The sequence below is a fragment of the Stenotrophomonas sp. Steno-Z1 genome, assembly GCF_056393175.1.
This window is the reverse complement of record NZ_JBWJPB010000001.1, coordinates 604,425-621,776: the sequence shown is the minus strand read 5'-3', so window position 1 is coordinate 621,776 and position 17,352 is coordinate 604,425. Positions and strand designations below refer to the sequence as shown.

Below are 17,352 nucleotides of genomic sequence, written 5' to 3'. Positions count from 1 at the left end.
GGGCTGGCGCAAACCATTCTGGTACGTACGTTTGGGTGATTCAGGCGGCGTCGAGCGCGTGTCGCAGTGGCGTGAGGAAACCCGCCGCGATCCGCGCGGCATCGGCAGCATCGGTGGCCTCGCCCAGGGCCGCCACCAGCGCGCTGCCGACCACCACGCCATCGGCCTCGACCGCCATCGCCGCGGCACTGGCCGCGTCCTTGATGCCGAAACCGGCTACCACCGGCACCGTCGAGCGGCGGCGCAGGTCACGCAGGCGCGTGCTGGCCGCGCCACTGTCCAGGCGCTCGGAGGCACCGGTCACGCCGGCGAAGCTGACGTAGTAGAGGTAGCCCTGGGCCATCGTCGACAGGGTGTCCAGGCGCGCATCGGCGGTCGTCGGCGAGGCCAGCAGGATCAGCGCCAGCCCCGCGGCGGTGAAGATATCGCGGGTTTCAGCGGCTTCCTCGGGCGGCAGGTCGACCAGCAGCACCCCGTCCACGCCGGCGGCGATGGCCGCCTCGGCGAAGCGTGCGGTGCCGTGGATCTCGACCGGGTTCAGGTAGCCCATCAGCACGACCGGGGTGGTGGAATCGTCGCGGCGGAACGCGGCCACCGTTTCCAGGACGTAGCGCAGCCCTGCCCCGCGCGCCAACGCGCGCTCGGAGCTGCGCTGGATGGTGGGGCCATCGGCCATCGGGTCGGAGAACGGCACGCCGAGTTCGATCACGTCGGCACCGGCCGCCGCCAGCGCATGCATCACCGGCACGGTCGCATCCAGGCCCGGATCGCCGGCGGTGATGAAGGGAATCAGCGCCTTGCGCCGGGAAGCGCGCAGGCGGGCAAAACAGGCATCGATACGGTCCACTGACATTTCAGGCACATCCTTCAATCAATTCAACGGCGCCACTGGCGCCCCAGTACAACATCGACACCTTGCCCTCGAAGATCTCCAGCCGGATCGCCAGATCCGAGCCGGGGTCCTGCCAGGTGAGGTACTCGCCCGTTTCCGGATCGTACGCGTGCGGTGTGTGGGTGCTGCCCCGGGGCAGGCGCTTGAGCGCCTCGGCGCGCGACATGCCCAGGCGCAGTCCGAACGGGCCGGCCTGGGTGATGGTTTCGTCCGAACCGTCCAGCAGGCTCAGGTCGAAGCGCTGCACGTGGTCGTCGTCGACCATCATCGAGATGCCCTCGGGCAGGCTGCCGCGCTCGTAATACTCGCAGCCGCCCAGCTGCCCCCCTTCGCTCAGGCCGGCCGAATGCCAGTTCGCATCGGCGTCGGCGGCAGTGAAGCGCTGCCCGACCACCATGTCACCGGCATGATCCAGCGCGACCGAGACCACGGCGGGGCCAGGTTCATCGGTGCCCTCCTTTGCCGGTACCGGCTCAGGATCGTCCTGGATGGGACGATTGGCGATGTCATCGTCGTTGCTCGCCGGCACCCGCGCCGGGGCGATCGCCGCCGGTGTCGAAGGTGCGGCCGCGAGCACCGGCGGATCCGGCGCGGTGCAGCCACTCAGGCCGACCACGATCAGCAGCGCACTTCCCTGGCGCAGCAGTGGATTCACAGGATCAGGCCCTCGCGCGCGGCGATGGTGTGCACGTCCTTGTCGCCGCGCCCGGACAGGTTGCACAGCACCAGCTTGTCGCTGGGCAACTCGCGCGCCAGCTTGATCGCCTGGGCCACTGCATGGCTGGATTCCAGTGCGGCCAGGATGCCCTCGCTGTGGGCCAGCTGGTGGAATGCGGCCAGGGCTTCGTCATCGGTGATGCCGACGTACTCGGCGCGGCCGGCATCGGCCAGGAACGCGTGCTCGGGACCCACGCCCGGGTAATCCAGGCCGGCCGACACCGAATGGGTCTCGATGATCTGGCCGTCGTCATCGCAGATCACGTAGGTGCGGTTGCCGTGCAGCACGCCCGGCCGACCGGCGGCGATGGAGGCGGCGTGGCGGCCGGTCTCGATGCCGTCACCGGCCGCCTCGGCGCCCACGATGCGCACGTCGCGGTCGTTGAGGAAGGCATGGAACAGGCCGATCGCGTTGCTGCCGCCGCCAACGCAGGCGGTGATCGCATCGGGCAGGCGGCCGTAATCGGTGAACATCTGCGCGCGGGCTTCACGGCCAACGATCGCGTTGAAGTCGCGCACCATGCGCGGGTACGGATCCGGGCCGGCGACCGTGCCGATGATGTAGAAGGTGTCGCGCACGTTGGTGACCCAGTCGCGCATCGCCTCGTTGAGCGCGTCCTTGAGCGTGGCCGAACCGGAGGTCACCGGCACCACGGTCGCGCCGAGCAGCTTCATGCGGTAGACGTTGATCTTCTGCCGCTCGATGTCGGTGGCGCCCATGTACACCACGCATTCCAGGCCCAGTCGCGCGGCCACGGTGGCGCTGGCCACGCCGTGCTGGCCGGCGCCGGTCTCGGCGATGATGCGCTTCTTGCCCATCCGCGCGGCCAGCAGGGCCTGGCCGATGGTGTTGTTGATCTTGTGCGCGCCGGTGTGGTTGAGGTCTTCGCGCTTGAGCAGGATCTGCGCGCCGCCGACCTGCTTGCTGAGGCGTTCTGCGTGGTAGATCGGGCTGGGCCGGCCCACGTAGTGGGTCAGGTCCTTGTCGTAGGCGGCGATGAACGCCGGATCGCGACGGGCCGCGTCGTACGCGGCGGCCAGCTCCTGCAGCGGCCCGATCAGGGTTTCGGCCACGAAACTGCCGCCATAGCGGCCGAAATGGCCGTTCGCGTCGGGGTAGGCGTGGAAATCGGTAATGGGGGATGCGGACATGGCACGACAGCCGGTTGAGACAGGCTGACAATTTAACGCACATGTCATGACAGCAATATCGATATTATCTGCGACAACCCGTCAGGAAAACTCACATGAGCACGCCCCCCCTGCCGCCCCTGAACGCCCTGCGCAGTTTCGAGGCGACCGCCCGCCTGGGCGGGGTGGGCCGTGCGGCCGCGTCCCTGCACGTGACCCATGGGGCGATCAGCCGCCAGCTGCGCGTGCTGGAGGAGCATCTGGGCGTGGCGCTGTTCGAGCGCGATGGCCGCGGGCTGCGCCCGACCCCGGCCGGCGAGGCCCTGCAGCAGGCCTGCGCCGGCGCGTTCGGGCAGATCCGTGAGGCGGTCGCCGCCCTGCAGCGCCGCCAGCGCGCCGACGCGCTGGTGTTGGGCTGCAGTGGCAGCATCCTGGCGCGCTGGATGATTCCGCGGCTGCAGGTGCTGCAGGCCGACCTGCCGCAGGTGCCGCTGCACTGGTCGGCGCAGGACGGCAGCTTCACCGAGGCACAGCAATCGCTGGACGCGGTGCTGCTGCTGGCCCAGCCGCCGTGGCCGCCAGGCTGGCAGGTGCGCGAACTGGCGCCGGAGCGGGTGGGCGTGGTGGTGAGCCCGCAGCATCCGGCCGCGGCGCGGCTGCGCCAGCGCCCGCCGTCGGCCCTGCTCGGCGAGCCGCTGCTGCACACCACTTCCCGCCCCCAGGCCTGGCCGGCCTGGGCGCTGGCACACGGCCTGGACCCGGCGCGGTTGCAGCTCGGCAACGGCTTCGAACACCTGTACTACCTGCTGGAGGCGGCGGTGGCCGGGCTGGGCGTGGCGATCGCACCGGAGCCGCTGGTGGCCGACGAACTGGCCGCCGGGCGACTGCTGGCCCCGTGGGGCTTTGCCGCCACCGGTGGATTCTGGGTGCTGGCGACGCCGGAGGGCGCGGGCGATCCACGGGTGGATGCGCTGGCCGGGTGGCTGGCCGCGCAACTGGCGCGCGCCTGACCGGGCCTCGCGGTTGCGCGTGGGTCTGGGCGCGGGTGGACAACCGGCGATCCCGGATGTGGGGTCCACGCCCTGGGGAGATTGGTTCAGGCCGGACGAGGCGCGAGCGTGGGGATCCACGATGGCGTGGATGCTGGAATGGGCCGAACGATCCACGATCGTGGGGATCCACACCTGCGTGGGCCGAACGAACCGTGATCGCGTAGATCCACGCCATGCGTGGATGCCGCGCCACGCGCGGCGCGTTTCCGGTGACGGTTCATGGTGGCGGAACGGAGAGCATCCACGCATGGCGTGGATCTACGATGGTCGGTGGTGGGATGTTCCGGGCCGGGCGATCCGGCGTCCCGTAGATCCACGCCATGCGTGGATGCCGCGCGACGCGCGGCGCGTTTCCGATGACGGTTCATGGTGACGGAACGAAGAGCATCCACGCATGGCGTGGATCTACGATGGTCGGTGGTGGGATGTTCCGGGCCGCGCGAATCGACATCCCGTAGATCCACGCCATGCGTGGATGCCGCGCGACGAGCGGCGCGTTTTCGATGACGGTGCATGGTGGCGGAAGGGAGAGCATCCACGCATGGCGTGGATCTACGGCCATCGGCTCCAGGCGTGGGGGTACTCGCCGATCGCGCTGCTCAGGCCGGCGCGGATCGGATTGGCCATGACGTAGCGGGCGGCGTGGACAAGCGACTCGTCATCACGCAGGGCGTGGTCGTGATAGCCATGCTGCCAGAGCTGCCCCTGCCTGCCCAACCTCAGATTGAGCAGCCTGGCGCTGCGCGATTTCAACAGGCCCATGCAACTGGCCAGCGAGCCTCTCCGCAGTTCCATCAACCAATGGACATGGTCAGGCATCACCACCCAGGCGGTGCTGCGGCTGTAACCATTGCGTTCGGCGTATCGAAGCGATTCCACCACCAGCGCCACGTTGCCGGGATCCAGGAACAGGCGACAGCGCCCGGCCACGACCAGCGTCAACAGGTACGTGCTTCCGGGTTGCGATTGACGACCGTAGCGAAGGCGAGGACTGGCCATGAGCAAAGGGTGCGTGCGGGCTTGTCGGCCTTGTATCGCCACCCCGCTCCTTCAGGCGTCGGCGAACTATGCAGCGTCGGGTGGGAGAGGATCCACGCATGGCGTGGATCTACGATGGTTGGTGGTGGGATGGACCGGGTCGCGCGATCTGGCACCCCGTAGATCCACGCCATGCGTGGATGCCGCGCAACGCGCGGTGCGTTTTCGGTGACGGTTCATGGTGGCGGTACGGAGAGCATCCACGCATGGCGTGGATCTACGGTGCTCGGTGGCGGGATATTCCGGGCCGCGCGATCTGTCATCCCGTAGATCCACGCCATGCGTGGATGCCGCGCAAAGCGCGGCGCGTTTTCGGTGACGGTTCATGGTGGTGGGACGGAGAGCATCCGCGCGTGGCGTGGATCTACGATGGTCGGTGGTGGAGTGTTCCCGGACGCGCGATCCGGCATCCCGTAGATCCACGCCATGCGTGGATGCCGCGCGACGCGCGGCGCGTTTCCGGTGACGGTTCATGGTGGTGGGACGGAGAGCATCCACGCGTGGCGTGGATCAACGATGGTCGGTGGTGGGATGGACCGGGCCGCGCGATCTGGCATCCCGTAGATCCGCGCCATGTGTGGATGCCGCGACGCGCGCGGCGCGTTTCCGGTGACGGATCATGATGGCGGGACGGAGAGCATCCACGCATGGCGTGGATGTACGGTGCTCGGTGGCGGGATATTCCGGGCCGCGCGATCCGGCATCCCGTAGATCCACGCCATGCGTGGATGCCGCGCGACGCGCGGCGCGTTTGCCGGTGGATCCGATGGCTGCGTGGCGTGGGGTTACGTGGTCGGGGCGGCCAGGCGCTGCTGCACGTCGTCGCGCAGACGTGCCAGTTCGACTTCGGCCTGCTGGCGCTGCTGCATGCCCTCGCGGTGGACGGTGCGCACTTCCTCGACGGTGGCGATCAGCTGCTCGTGCACGTGGCGCAGGGTGGCTACGTCGATCACCGCACGCTGGTTGGCCTTGGCCGTTTCCACGGTGGTCTGGCGCAGCAGGTCGGCATTGCGACGCATCATCTCGTTGGTGGCGTCGTCGATGGCGTTGGACAGCGCGACCGCGTTCTTCTGCTCGCCCAACGACAACTGGATGGCGAATTGGCGCTTCCACGACGGGATGGTGATGTCGCGGACGGTGTTGAATTTCTCGATCAGCAGGATCGCGTTGGCCTGGATCAGGCGGATCATGGGCAGCGACTGGTCGGCCGCGTGCTGCATGACCACCAGGTCGCCGACGCGCTTGTCGAGCAGGCGGATCGCGTTGTCCAGCTCGCCCTGGCGGATGCGCTGCTGCGGATCATCCTGGCCCTGCCCGGCCAGCTGTTCGCCACGCAGCGCGGCGAGCCGGCGCTTGCCGGCGGCGATGTGCAGGCCCAGGCCGTGGCGCTCCTCGCGGACGATCTCGTGCATGCGGTCGAACTCGACCACGCGCTGGCCCATCAGGGCCTGCTGGCTGCCGACGTCCCCCATGAGCTGTTCGATCTGGCGGTTGGTGTCGCTGAACTTCTGCACCAGCTCGCCCTTGGATGCCCGCAGCTTGTCGATCAAGCCGCCGATCACCGGTACCTTCGAACGCTCGGCCAGGCCGTCGAGTTTGAGCGAGCGTGCGATGCGCACCACCTCGCCCAGCTTGTCGCCACTGGCGTCAAGATCGCGGTTGCGCACCTGGTCCAGCAGCTGGCTGGAGAACGCCGCCGTCTTGGCGGCGGCGTCGCGGCCGAATACCTGCAGGTTGCCGGGCCGGATGTCATCCAACCCACGCCCGATCTCCTCGATCTTCGGCAGGTCGTCCTGGCCAAGGCCAAGCGCCTGCAGCGTCGCGTCGTCCAGCACGTCGGCCGTGGTCACGGGCAGGGTCGAAGTGGCCTGCGGGTCCTGGGTCATCGGTGGATCTCCATGCTGTTGGGCGGCCGACGGCGGCGCACCGGTAGGGGCAGTGTCTTCATCGCAGTCTAGCCTGCGCCGAGGCAACCTCGGCGGCGATCTCGGCCTGCAGTTGCGCGGCGCGCTGGCTCCGCTGGGCCTGGTCCTTTACGTGCCGCGCCAGCGTGGCCTGTTTCCAGGCCGGCAACAGGATGTCGGCGATGCGGCGGAAGCGCGCCAGCAACGCCTCGTCCTGCGCCAGCAGCAGCTGCCACTGGGCCGCTTCGCTGCGCTGCAGGGCGGCCAGGCGGCGCAGGTGATCCAGGCGCTGGGCCAGCACCCCCTGCAGCGCGCCGCCATCGCCGCCCGGCAAGCCGGGCAGCGCCTGGCTGCCGGCATCGACCCACTGCTGCAGCGCGGCGGCTGCCTGCTCGCTGGTGGCGACCGCTGCCTGCCGCTGCGCCGCGGCGGCCTGCACCCGCGCCGCACACGCCTCGGCCTGCAGCAGCAGCACGCCCAGTTGCGGCTGCAACGCGTCGGCATCGCGCTGGCGCTCGACGTCGCGGCCGAGCAGGCGCCCCCACCAGCCGGCCTGGCGGCGCAGCGACGCCGGATCGGCCGCCTGCAGGGCCAGTGCGAGTCGTGCCAGCGCATCGATCAGACCCGCCGCGCCACCCTCGTGCAGCGCGCCTTGCGCATCCGCCCGGCGTGCGATCGCCCGCAGCAACGGATCGCCATACGACGCGAGCGTCGCCGCCTGCGGCGTGTCGAGGGCGACCGGCGCGGGCAGCGTGGTGTTCATGCGTGGGCGTCGTCGCCGGCGACATCATCCAGGCGCGGCGGACGGGCCGACTCGCCGTAGAAATGCCGCATCAACGCCTCATCCAGCGCCCGCTCCTCCGGCGTGGTCGCGCGCCGCGGTCGCACGCGCTGCCGCGCCGCGGGCTCGGCGTCCATCTGCTGGCGCACCCAGCCGGCCAGCAGTGCCAGCGTCTCGCCGGTGCGCACCTGCTGCTGGTGGGACTGCCCCAGCAACTGCAGCAACGGCGCCAGCCCCGCCTGCAGGCCATCGGCCAACGGCTCGGCCAGCGCCGGCGCGGGGCTGACGGGCGGCGCGACGACCGGCTCGGCACGCGCCGCCGACAGCCGCTCCAACGCCGACAGCAACGCCGGCCACGGCGCCGGTTCCTGCTCGGCCGCCGCGACCGGCGGCGGCACCTGCAGCGCGCTGGCGATGTCGGCCAGCTGCGCCACCATGCGCCCGCCGACGTCGCTGTCGTCGGCGCCCATGGCCTTGTTGCGCAGGAAGTCGCGCTTGATCTGCTGCCAGCGTTCCAGCTCGGCGCCCTGCAGAAGGCCACGCAGTTCGGCCAGCTTGAGCAGGTTTTCCTCGGCCCCGGTGGTGAGCAGCTGCGCCTCGCCCTGGTAATGGTCGGAGACCAGCTGCTGCAGCTCGGCCTCGTTCATCACCGGCGAGATCTTCTCCGACAGCTTGTTCATGTTGCGGTAGCTGCCCTGCAACCGGAACGGCGGCTCGGTGCGGTAGCGATCATCCTGCGCGGCACTGGCGATGTACTGCTGGTTGACCCGGTAGACCACGTCGCGCACGCGCAGCATGCGCTGCAGGGTGGCCACGATCTCGTTGATCTCCGCGCCGCTGTAGGCATGGCTGAGCGCGTTGGTGGAGACCTCCTTGCCCATCGCGCGTTCGACCAGCAGGTACAGGTCGGCCATGTCGCGGGTGGCCAGGGGCGCCAGGACCGGATTGGAGGTGAGGCTGTTCTCGATGTAGCTCAGGGTGAACGCATCTTCCATGCCGCCCAGCACGTCGCCGAGGTTGTAGATGTCGGCGCGGTTGGCCAGCATGTCCGGAATCTTGAAGACCTCGCCGGACTCGGTGTACGGGTTGCCGGCCATCACCACGCAGAACTTCTTGCCGCGCATGTCGTAGGTGCGGGTGCGCCCGCGCCACACGCCCTCGATGCGACGGGTGCCATCGCACAGCGAGATGAACTTCTGCAGGAACTCCGGGTGGGTGTGCTGGATGTCATCGACATACAACATGGTGTTGTTGCCCATCTCCAACGCCAGGTTGAGCTTCTCCAGCTCCTGCCGCGAGGTGGCATCCGGCGCCTGCGCGGGATCCAGCGAGCGCACCTCGTGGCCCAGCGCCGGACCATTGATCTTCATGAAGACCAGGCCCAGCCGGTGCGCCACGTACTCCATCAACGTGGTTTTGCCGTAGCCGGGCGGGGAAATCATCATCAGCAGGCCCATCAGGTCGCTGCGCTTGTTCTCCCCGACCGTGCCCATCTGCTTGGCCAGGTTGTCGCCGATCACGCCGAGGTAGACGTCGTTGATGAGCTTGTTGCGGACGAACGAGGACAACGGCCGCGCCTTGAACTCGGACAGGCGCAGGCTGTCGCGCTCGCGCGCGACGATGCGCTGGCGCACCGCCTGGTAGGCGTGGAAGGCAGGCACGAAGACGCTGCCGTGGTGCTGCAGGCGCGCCAGGAAGTCATCCAGCGACAGGGCCAGGCGGCCCTGTTGCAGGCGCGGGTGTTCGCCGAGCAGGCCTTCCACGGTGACCTGCAGGACGGTATCGCTGGCGCGGGTGCGCAGTGCACGCTGGACCAGCAGCAGCGCGGCGGCCTCGTCGACGTAGCCGGCGTGGTCGGCCAGCGCCGGGGTCCGGCACAGCCCGCGCAGCCACTGCCCTGCCAGCGCCCAGCGCGCGGCCAGGCGGTCCTGCTCGCGCTGCAGCGCGCGCTCCAGGCTGTCGCGCTGGCCAGCCGCCTGCAGCTGCTGGCCCAGGGCCTCGACCAGGGCGGTGGCGTAGCGGCTGCTGGCGAACACCGGCTCGCCCCGCGACAACTCATCGGCCAGGTAAGCGGCCGCGGCCGCATGGTCGGCGGCGGTGAACGGCAGGCCGTGCTCCTCGTTGAACGCGGCCAGCCCCAATGCCATCTCCGCGCGCAGGGCCAGCTGGCCTTCGTCGGAACCGAACAGGCGTGCGATCGCGTCCGCACCGGCCTGGCGTGCCGGCCACTGCACGACATCCTCGCGGCGCTGGCGGGCGGCCCAGAACAGCATGGCCAACGCACGCACGCGCGGCGCGTGCAGCAAGGTACCCGCGGCCTGCTGCAATGGCAGCAGCGCGCGCAGGATCAGGCTGGCGTCGTGGTCGTGGATGCCGCGCTCGTAGCCTTCCCGATAGCGCGGGGCGGCGAAATCGCGCACCACCCGATCCAGCGTCGCGGGCACGGCCGCGTCATGCTGCAGGGTAGCCAGGTCCAGGCCATCACGGTTCTCCATTGCGGCGCGCAGCACGCTCCCGGCCAGGTACTCGCCACGGTAGAGCGCGTCCGATTCCGAATCCAGGCTGAGCTGCCAGTACGGCTTGAGCGCGGCCAGTTCGGGGTCGTGCAGGGTCTCGAGGTAATCGGTGCCGGTGAGGTGGATGGCCAGCTCGTCACCGCGCGGCAGGATGGTCAGGTCCAGCGCTTGGGTGTTGACGCTGAAGCGGTGGCGCGACCCCAGCCGCACCACATTGCCGCCGGCCTCGAACAGGTCACTGCGGTCGCGCAGCGCACGCACGGCCTGGTCGCGCACGCCCTTCAGGCGTGACTCGATGTCGTCGGCCTTGACGCTGTCCCGCAGGCTGCGCAGGCGCTCGGCCAGTTCACGCAGCTTGAGGATCAGCGGATCGCCGGCGAAGAACGCATTGAGCTCGTCGGCACTGGCGAAGCGCTCGGTACGCTTGGCCAGGCCGTCCAGGATGCGATTGGCCGCGTCCAGCACCGAGCGCGCCTTGCGCTGGCGCTCATCCAGCAGCGCCTGCTTGTGTGCCTCGAAGGCATCGATCAGTTCTTCGCGCTTGGCCAGGATGTCGCCGAGGAACTGCTCGTGCTCGCCGAACTGGCTCTCCAGTTCCTCCAGCTGCACCAGCAGCCGTGACATCTGTTCGTCGGCGCGTTCGGGGTCGGTGGCCATCGCCAGCGCGCTGGTGATGGCCTGCGAGAACAGCGCGAACTGCGCGGCGAACTGGGCCACCGCTTCGGCCGAGCCGAGCGTGCGCCGACGGTGTTCGGCGCGGGCACGGGTCTGGTTGAGGCGCGCATAGATGGCCGAGATGGCCTCGACCACGCGGGTGCGTGCGGTGGCATCGTCGACGTTCAGCCCGGCCATCAGTTCGGAGAGCATGTCCAGGTCGGCCGACATCGCGCGCAGCCCGGCCAGCTGCTCGTCGAGCACGCGCGCGCTCCCGGCCTGCTGGGCGGCGTCGTCCAGTGCCTGCAGGCGTTCGCCCAGCGGGGCCAGGGCGGCATCGCCGGCCAGGAACGCGCCGGTCGCCGCGCCGATGCGCTGGTGCGCCTCCTGCAACGCGGCGGTCATCGCATCGATCAGGTCGGTGTCGATGTAGCGGTAATCGCGGATGGTGAGCAGGTGGCCACGCTGGGTCGAGATCGCGTTGAGCGCCTCGACGAAGGACTGCACCTCGGTCCAGTTTTCCGGCTGCAGGCGGGCCAACAGGGCCTTCTGGGTGGCCTGCGCCTGGGCCATCGCCTGCGCCGACTGGGCGCGGATCGACTGCACCTTCTCGTACTCGTCCAGCACCGACTCGCCGGTGCCGCTGATCTCGCGCAGCAGGCTGACCGCGCCGCCACACTCGGCATCGTCCAGCCAATGGTGGGCATCGAACAGGCGGCGGGTGTCCTGCACCAGGCGCTGGTACCGCTGCACCGAGACGTCATCGCCTTCGATGGTGCGTGCCAGGTCGAGCAGGTTGGAAATGCCACGGACCAGCTCGGCATTGCCGATGCGGCCCATGAAGGTGTTGCCGGGAGGCCGGCTGGCCGCGAATTCGTCGCTGCTGAACGGGGTCTGCCAGACCTGCATGGCGTGGATCCGCGTCGGCTCGTCGCCCTCGGCATGGAACAGCACCATGCGCCCGTCATGCATGAAAGCGTAGCCGTGGCCGAACACCGGGTTCTGCAGCACGCGCTGGATGGTGTTGTAGACGAACAGCGCCGAGCGCCCGCCCTCGCGCTCGTAGAAGATGTAGAGCACGTCCTCGCCGTTGGGCGAGCGGATGGCGCGCTTGAACTGCATGCCGTCCATGGCCGCATCGAAGGCCTTGTGCTCGCCGCTCTGCAGGTAATACCCGCCGGGGAAGATGATGCCGTGGTCCTCGGGCAGCTGCACGCAGGCCTGGACGATCGCATCGTTGCGGATGATGTTGCCGGTGAGGGTGTTGTAGATCAGCCCGCGCCAGACGGTTTCGCGGTAAGGCAGCACCTTGAGCAGGATCAGCGAGCCGACCCGGGCGAAATCGAACTGGGCATCGTCCAGCGACTGGGTGCTGTCATCCACCGGTTCGCTGTAGACGCCCTGCCCGCTCTCGGTGTTGTTTTCGACCTTGATGGTCAGGTCGCCGCCGGTGGTCTCCACGAACAGGGTGTCGAGGATGTTCAGGTGGGCATGGCGACCGGTCACGGCCATGTCGCGGGTGGCGCGGGTCCACTCGAAATCGAACGGCGGCGGCAGTGCGATGTCGCGCTCGCCACGTGCGTCCAGGTAGGTGAGCTCGCCATCGCTGGCCAGTGCCCAGCGGAACACGCGCACATCGCTGCTGCGTTCGCCGATCTGGAAGGCCGCCAGCAGCTTGTCGCCGATCACGATCAGCTGCAGCAGCCGGGCATGCTTGTAGTAGGCATACAACTCGCCGAAGTCATGCACGAAGCCGGGCTGGGCCAGGAAGCTGCCCTTGGCGTCGACCGGCACCACGTCGTAGCCATCGTTGGCCTGGACCAGGCGGTACAGGCCGAACACGTCCTCGACCCGGGTCTGGGTCTTGAGGCCGATGAAGACGTTGTAGCCGAACAGCAGCAGCTCGGGGCCGACCTGCACGATGTCGCGGCCGACGCAGTTGTTTTCACTGCGGATGCGGAAGCGTCCGGTGACCTCCAGCCGGCTGTCGCCGAACTCGGCCAGGCGCTGCCGGTTCAGGGCATCGGCGACCGTGCGCAGGCGGCTGCCCTGCTCGCCGAGGCGGCGGCGCAGGACCTCATAGGCGCCGCCCTGGGCGACCGCCTGGTCGACGCTGGCGGTGGCTTCCGGCACGGACGGCACGGGACGGTTGGCGGTATCGGACATCGGCTTCCTTCCGGCTCAATTGCAACCGGCCGGGCAGACCGGCCGGGATAGGCGTGGCGATGGCCACACGGCCACCGCCAGGGTCGGGCGCGCCACGCGGGCGGCGCTCGGTTGGAGGTCAGCGGGTTTCGACCACCGCAGCGGTCACGGTGGTCACCGTGTCCGTGGTGTCTTCGCTGATCTGGCGCGGGGCGTCCTGGCGCGGGCTCACGCCCAGGTAGCGCTGCATCAGGTCCTGCACGATCGGGCTCTTGTCGGCCAGGCCTTCGATCGACTTGCCCAGCGACACCGCCTTGATGAGGTTCTCGAACATGCCGCCGTCGCCACCGACCAGGTCGATGTCGGCATTGCGCAGCGCGCTGGCGATGACCCCGGCGTTCTCGCGCGAGACTTCCTTGCCGGCTTCGATCGAGGCCAGGGCCTGCTTGAGGCTGTTGTCGAGCATCATGCGGAACTCCTCGTGGCCACGCGCGGTGTCGCTGAGCGAGGCGATCGCCTCGAACTTGCGCACCAGGCCCTCGGCTTCGGCGAGCAGCTTCTTCTGCACCACGCCGGCCTCGGCGCCGCCGACCGACTCGGTCGCGGTGGCGCGGGCGCGGCCCATCTGTTCTTCGCCCTGCGCCTGCGCCTGCAGGTTTTCAGCCAGCACGCGGGCTTCGTTGGTGCCCTGCTTGAGGTTGGCGTCGGCCTTGGCCTCGATCACCCGGGCCTCGGCGATGCCGACCTTCTCGATGGCCAGCGCGGAGGCTTCGCGCACCTGCGCCTCGGCCAGGCCGGGCGCGGCCTGTTCGGCGCGGGTGCCGTCGGCGAGCAGGCGCTTGGCGTCGGCCTGCTTGCCGGCCGCCTCGTGCTCGGCCTGGGCCAGGGTGGTGATCTCCACCGCGCGGTGCTTGGCCGCGGTCTCGCCGGCCTGCGCTTCCTTGACCTGGCGCACCAGCTGTTCCTGCGCCCGGGCTTCGGCTTCGAGGATCAGCACCTGCTTCTGGCGATCGGCCTCGGAGACCTCACGCACTTCCTTGATGCGCTCTTCTTCCTGCGCCACGGTCTTGTCGATGGCGATGCGCTCGCGGGTGATGTTGGCCACGTCCATCTTGCCGGACTCGACCACCTTGTCGCGCTCCACGCCCTGCAGCTGCACTTCGCGCTGGGTGGTGACCTGCTCCAGCTGACGTGCACGCTCGACCCGCTCGGCTTCGATCGCCACCGCACGCTGGCGGTTCTGCTCGGCCACTTCGACTTCGCGCATGCGGTTCTGCTCGCGGATCTCGATCACTTCCTGCGCTTCGATGCGGGCCTGCTCGGAGAGCTGGCGCTGTTCTTCCTGGACCTTGGCGGTCTCGGCCTCCTCGCGCGCGCGGATGGTGTCGATCTCGCGCTTCTGGCGGGCTTCGGCTTCGGCCTGCTGGCGTTCGAGGGCCAGCAGCGCTTCGCGCGCTTCGACGTTCTTCTTGGTGATGGCCAGCTTTTCGTTCTGCTCCAGCTCGTTGGTCACCACGTTGTGGGTGGCGGTGAGCTCGGTGATCTTGCGGATGCCCTGCGCGTCGAGGATGTTGTTCTGGTCCAGCAGCAGCTTGGGGGTCTGCTCAAGGTAATCGATGGCCACGTCTTCCAGCGCGTAGCCGTTGAGGTCGTTGCCGATCACCGCGATGATCTCGTCGCGGAATTCCTGGCGCTTCTCGAACAGTTCGGTGAACTCGAACTTCTTGCCGACCGTCTTCAGCGCTTCGGAGAACTTGGCGTTGAACAGCTCATCCACCGCATGCTTGTCCGAGGCGCGATCGGCGCCGATCGCCTTGGCCACGCGCAGCACGTCGGCCTGGGTTTCATTGACGCGCAGGTAGAAGGCCACGGCGATGTCGGCACGCATGTTGTCGCGGCAGATCAGGCCTTCCTTGCCGCGGCGGTCGATCTGCAGGGTGATCAGGCTGATCCGCATCAGCTCGGCGCGGTACAGCACCGGGATGATCAACGCGCCGGTGAAGTGCACCTTCGGCTGGGAGCTCATGTCGTTGACGATCAGGGCCACGCCCTGGTCCACCTTGCGGTAGAAGGCCTTGAACAGGCCAGCGAGGCCGAGCAGAAGGACCAGCAGGATGCCTACCCCGATCACGAACGGGGCCAAGGTCGCAAAACTCATCGATGGATCTCCTTATCGCCCGGAATCAGGCTGTCTTGGATGGAAAGCGCGGGGTGGTCGGTTTCACGCGCCACCAGGTAATGGTTGTGTTCGGCCACGTAGTCCAGCAGGACCAGGCGCTCGCCGCGCGTCAGGATCACGCCTTCGCGCGTGCGCACCTGCAGGATCAGCCCGGCGCCGCCGTCATCGACGGTGGCGTAGCCGCTGCTGCCGCTGACCTGGGGCGAGGCGACCACGCCCACCCGGCCCAACAGCGAGGCCTGCTCGACCGGGCGCAGGCGCAACAACAGCCGCCGGATCGGGCGCAGCACGATCACGCTCAGCGGCACGGCGGGAATCAGCGCGAGTACGGCGGTGACGCTGCCGGCCAGCCACTGCACCGGGGTCGGCAATGACTGCAGCAGGAACAGATGCACGAAATAGGTAGCGGTCCAGCCGAAGAAGGCCAGCAGCGCGATCACCAGCATCACCGGTGCACCGCCCAGGCCGAGTCGCGAGAACATGCCGGAAATACCGTGCAGACCGTCATCGCCCAGATGCAGGTCCATGCCGTCGTGGGCCATGCCGTCATCGACCACGCCGCACGCGGCCAGCATCCAGTACAGCACGGCAAACGCCAGCACGACGCTGTAAGGCAGCGTGGGGAACGTCAACGCGACGTTGAGGAACTCGTTCATTCCGTGTCTTCCCTGCGATGGCGGCCGACTTTTCCCCCGGCTGCCTCCTGTGGGCACGCGCTCCGGCGTGCCCCGACTACGCGCCGTGCCGGCCGCGCCATGTCCTGTCGATGCTACGTGAAATTTGCGGCTACGCCCATAGCGGCGCCGCCACGCGAAACGCGGCGGGCATCGGGGGGTGTCGGCAATGGCCGGACCCGGCCCCCTGCGGGGGGCCGCCGTCGATCAATCGGCTTCGTGGCAGTCGGCGCGGCGCACTTCTTCGACGAACTTGCGCATCTTGTAGCCGTCCTTGATGCCCGGCTCGGACTCGATCCCGCTGGACACGTCCACGCCCCAGGGCAATGTGGCCACGATCGCGTCGAACACATTGTCCGGGGTAATCCCGCCGGCGAGCAGGAACGGCCGGTGCAGCCCGGTCGGCAGGCGGGTCCAGTCGAACGCCACGCCGGTGCCGCCACCGCCGCCCGGGGCGTGGCTGTCGAACAGGAAGCCGGCCGCGCTGGGGAAGCGCAGCTGCAGTTGGCGGGCATTGACGTCGTCACGCCCGCCCATCGCCACGGCCTTCAGGTACGGCATGTTGAAGCTGCGGCAGAACGCCTCGTCCTCGTCGCCGTGGAACTGCAGCAGGGTCGGCCGCACGGTGCGCAGCACCTCGCGCACTTCTTCCTTGCTGTTGTCGCGGAACAGCGCCACCACGTCGACCATCGGTGCGATCGCCTGGCGCATCGCACGCGCCTCGGCCGGCGCGACCCGGCGCTTGCTCTCGCGGGCGAAGATGAAGCCCACCGCGTCCACCCCCAGCTCCCCCGCCAGGCGTACGTCGCCGGCGCGGGTCATGCCGCAGAACTTGATTCGGGTGCGATAGAAAGAGCGGCTCATAAAGTGACCTCGGCGGGCAGGTGCCAGTTGTCGGGGTACAAGGGTCCAACGAACACCAATCCCTGTGGCGGTGCGGTCGGTCCGGCCACGGTGCGGTCCTGGCCGGCCAGCAGCTCGGCCATCCACGACACCGGTTTGTCCCCGGATCCAACCAGGATCAGTGAACCGACGATATTGCGCACCATGTGATGAAGGAATGCATTGGCCTGAACGCAGACCTCCACCACCTCACCGTCGCGGCGCACGCTGATGGCCTGCAGCTCGCGACGGGCATGCAGGGCTTCGCACTGGATGCTGCGGAAGGCGCTGAAGTCGTTTTCGCCCAGCAGCGCCTGCGCCGCCGCGTGCATCCGCCCCGCATCGAGCGGGCGCCGCTCCCAGCTCAGGGTCTGGCGCTCCAGCGCCGGCCGCACCTGGCGGTTGAGCAGGCGGTAGCGGTAGCGTCTGGCCCGGGCCGAGAACCGCGCATGGAAGTCGTCGGCCACCGGTGCGCACCAGCGCACCGCGATCGACCGCGGCAACCGGGTGGTGGTCCCCAGGGTCCAGCCGCGCGGATCGCGGACCACGTCGGTATCGAAGTGGACCACCTGGCATTGGCCGTGCACGCCGGCATCGGTGCGCCCGGCGCAGGTGACGTGGATGGGCGCATCGGCCACCGAGGACAGCGCCTCCTGCAGGCTGGCCTGCACGCTGGGGCAGCCACTTTCGCCCAGTTGCTGCCAGCCCTTGTAGTCGCTGCCGTCGTATTCCACGCCCAGTGCGTAGCGCATGGTCAACCTCTGTAAGTCGGGGGAAACCGGCCAGG

General features: G+C 68.9%; 12 protein-coding genes. 1 reads left to right on the top strand and 11 read right to left on the bottom strand.

Features of this window, described 5'->3' with window-relative positions; genetic code table 11:
• Positions 1-40: 40 nt before the first annotated feature.
• Genes trpA through trpB form a run of 3 tightly spaced genes read right to left on the bottom strand, consistent with a single transcriptional unit; the run spans position 41 to position 2,761 of the window.
• Entirely contained in the window at positions 41-853 is an 813-nt protein-coding gene (gene trpA, locus AC06FD_RS02565) for a tryptophan synthase subunit alpha (protein ID WP_478076911.1), read from the bottom strand.
• A 1-nt stretch (position 854) separates the two neighbouring features.
• Positions 855-1,547 carry a hypothetical protein gene (locus tag AC06FD_RS02560; RefSeq protein WP_478076910.1) on the bottom strand — a complete coding sequence of 231 codons (693 nt, stop codon included), beginning with the start codon at positions 1,545-1,547 and terminating at the stop codon, positions 855-857.
• Positions 1,544-2,761 (bottom strand): tryptophan synthase subunit beta, encoded by a 1,218-nt coding sequence (trpB, locus tag AC06FD_RS02555; protein ID WP_259205629.1) that lies wholly within the window; start codon positions 2,759-2,761, stop codon positions 1,544-1,546. The genes AC06FD_RS02560 and trpB overlap by 4 nt, the downstream gene beginning before the upstream one ends.
• A 95-nt stretch (positions 2,762-2,856) precedes the next feature.
• Between trpB and AC06FD_RS02550 the strand changes: the two genes are divergently transcribed.
• The gene (locus tag AC06FD_RS02550; protein ID WP_394160806.1) at positions 2,857-3,750 is read left to right on the top strand and encodes a LysR family transcriptional regulator; all 894 of its coding nucleotides are present in this window, start codon (positions 2,857-2,859) and stop codon (positions 3,748-3,750) included.
• Positions 3,751-4,344: 594 nt separating this feature from the next.
• Here the strand turns inward: AC06FD_RS02550 and AC06FD_RS02545 are convergent.
• From AC06FD_RS02545 to truA, 8 genes are all read right to left on the bottom strand, one after another.
• Positions 4,345-4,791, bottom strand: a complete 447-nt coding sequence (locus tag AC06FD_RS02545; RefSeq protein WP_449334787.1) for an REP-associated tyrosine transposase — start codon at positions 4,789-4,791, stop codon at positions 4,345-4,347.
• Between the two features lie 824 nt (positions 4,792-5,615).
• Positions 5,616-6,716 (bottom strand): toxic anion resistance protein, encoded by a 1,101-nt coding sequence (locus AC06FD_RS02540; protein WP_478076909.1) that lies wholly within the window; start codon positions 6,714-6,716, stop codon positions 5,616-5,618.
• A 58-nt stretch (positions 6,717-6,774) separates the two neighbouring features.
• Positions 6,775-7,497, bottom strand: coding sequence for a hypothetical protein (locus tag AC06FD_RS02535; RefSeq protein ID WP_478076908.1), 723 nt, complete (start codon positions 7,495-7,497; stop codon positions 6,775-6,777).
• Positions 7,494-12,851, bottom strand: coding sequence for a DNA repair ATPase (locus AC06FD_RS02530; RefSeq protein WP_478076907.1), 5,358 nt, complete (start codon positions 12,849-12,851; stop codon positions 7,494-7,496). The genes AC06FD_RS02535 and AC06FD_RS02530 overlap by 4 nt, the downstream gene beginning before the upstream one ends.
• A gap of 118 nt (positions 12,852-12,969) precedes the next feature.
• On the bottom strand, positions 12,970-14,988 hold the full coding sequence (locus AC06FD_RS02525; protein ID WP_394160816.1) for a hypothetical protein: 2,019 nt from the start codon (positions 14,986-14,988) through the stop codon (positions 12,970-12,972).
• Positions 14,985-15,665, bottom strand: coding sequence for a hypothetical protein (locus tag AC06FD_RS02520; RefSeq protein ID WP_478076906.1), 681 nt, complete (start codon positions 15,663-15,665; stop codon positions 14,985-14,987). Before AC06FD_RS02520 ends, AC06FD_RS02525 begins: the two co-directional genes overlap by 4 nt.
• A gap of 225 nt (positions 15,666-15,890) precedes the next feature.
• Positions 15,891-16,547, bottom strand: a complete 657-nt coding sequence (locus AC06FD_RS02515) for a phosphoribosylanthranilate isomerase (RefSeq protein WP_259205657.1) — start codon at positions 16,545-16,547, stop codon at positions 15,891-15,893.
• Positions 16,544-17,317: a tRNA pseudouridine(38-40) synthase TruA gene (gene truA, locus AC06FD_RS02510; RefSeq protein WP_449334783.1), complete on the bottom strand. Its 774-nt coding sequence runs from the start codon at positions 17,315-17,317 to the stop codon at positions 16,544-16,546. Before truA ends, AC06FD_RS02515 begins: the two co-directional genes overlap by 4 nt.
• Positions 17,318-17,352: the final 35 nt, after the last annotated feature.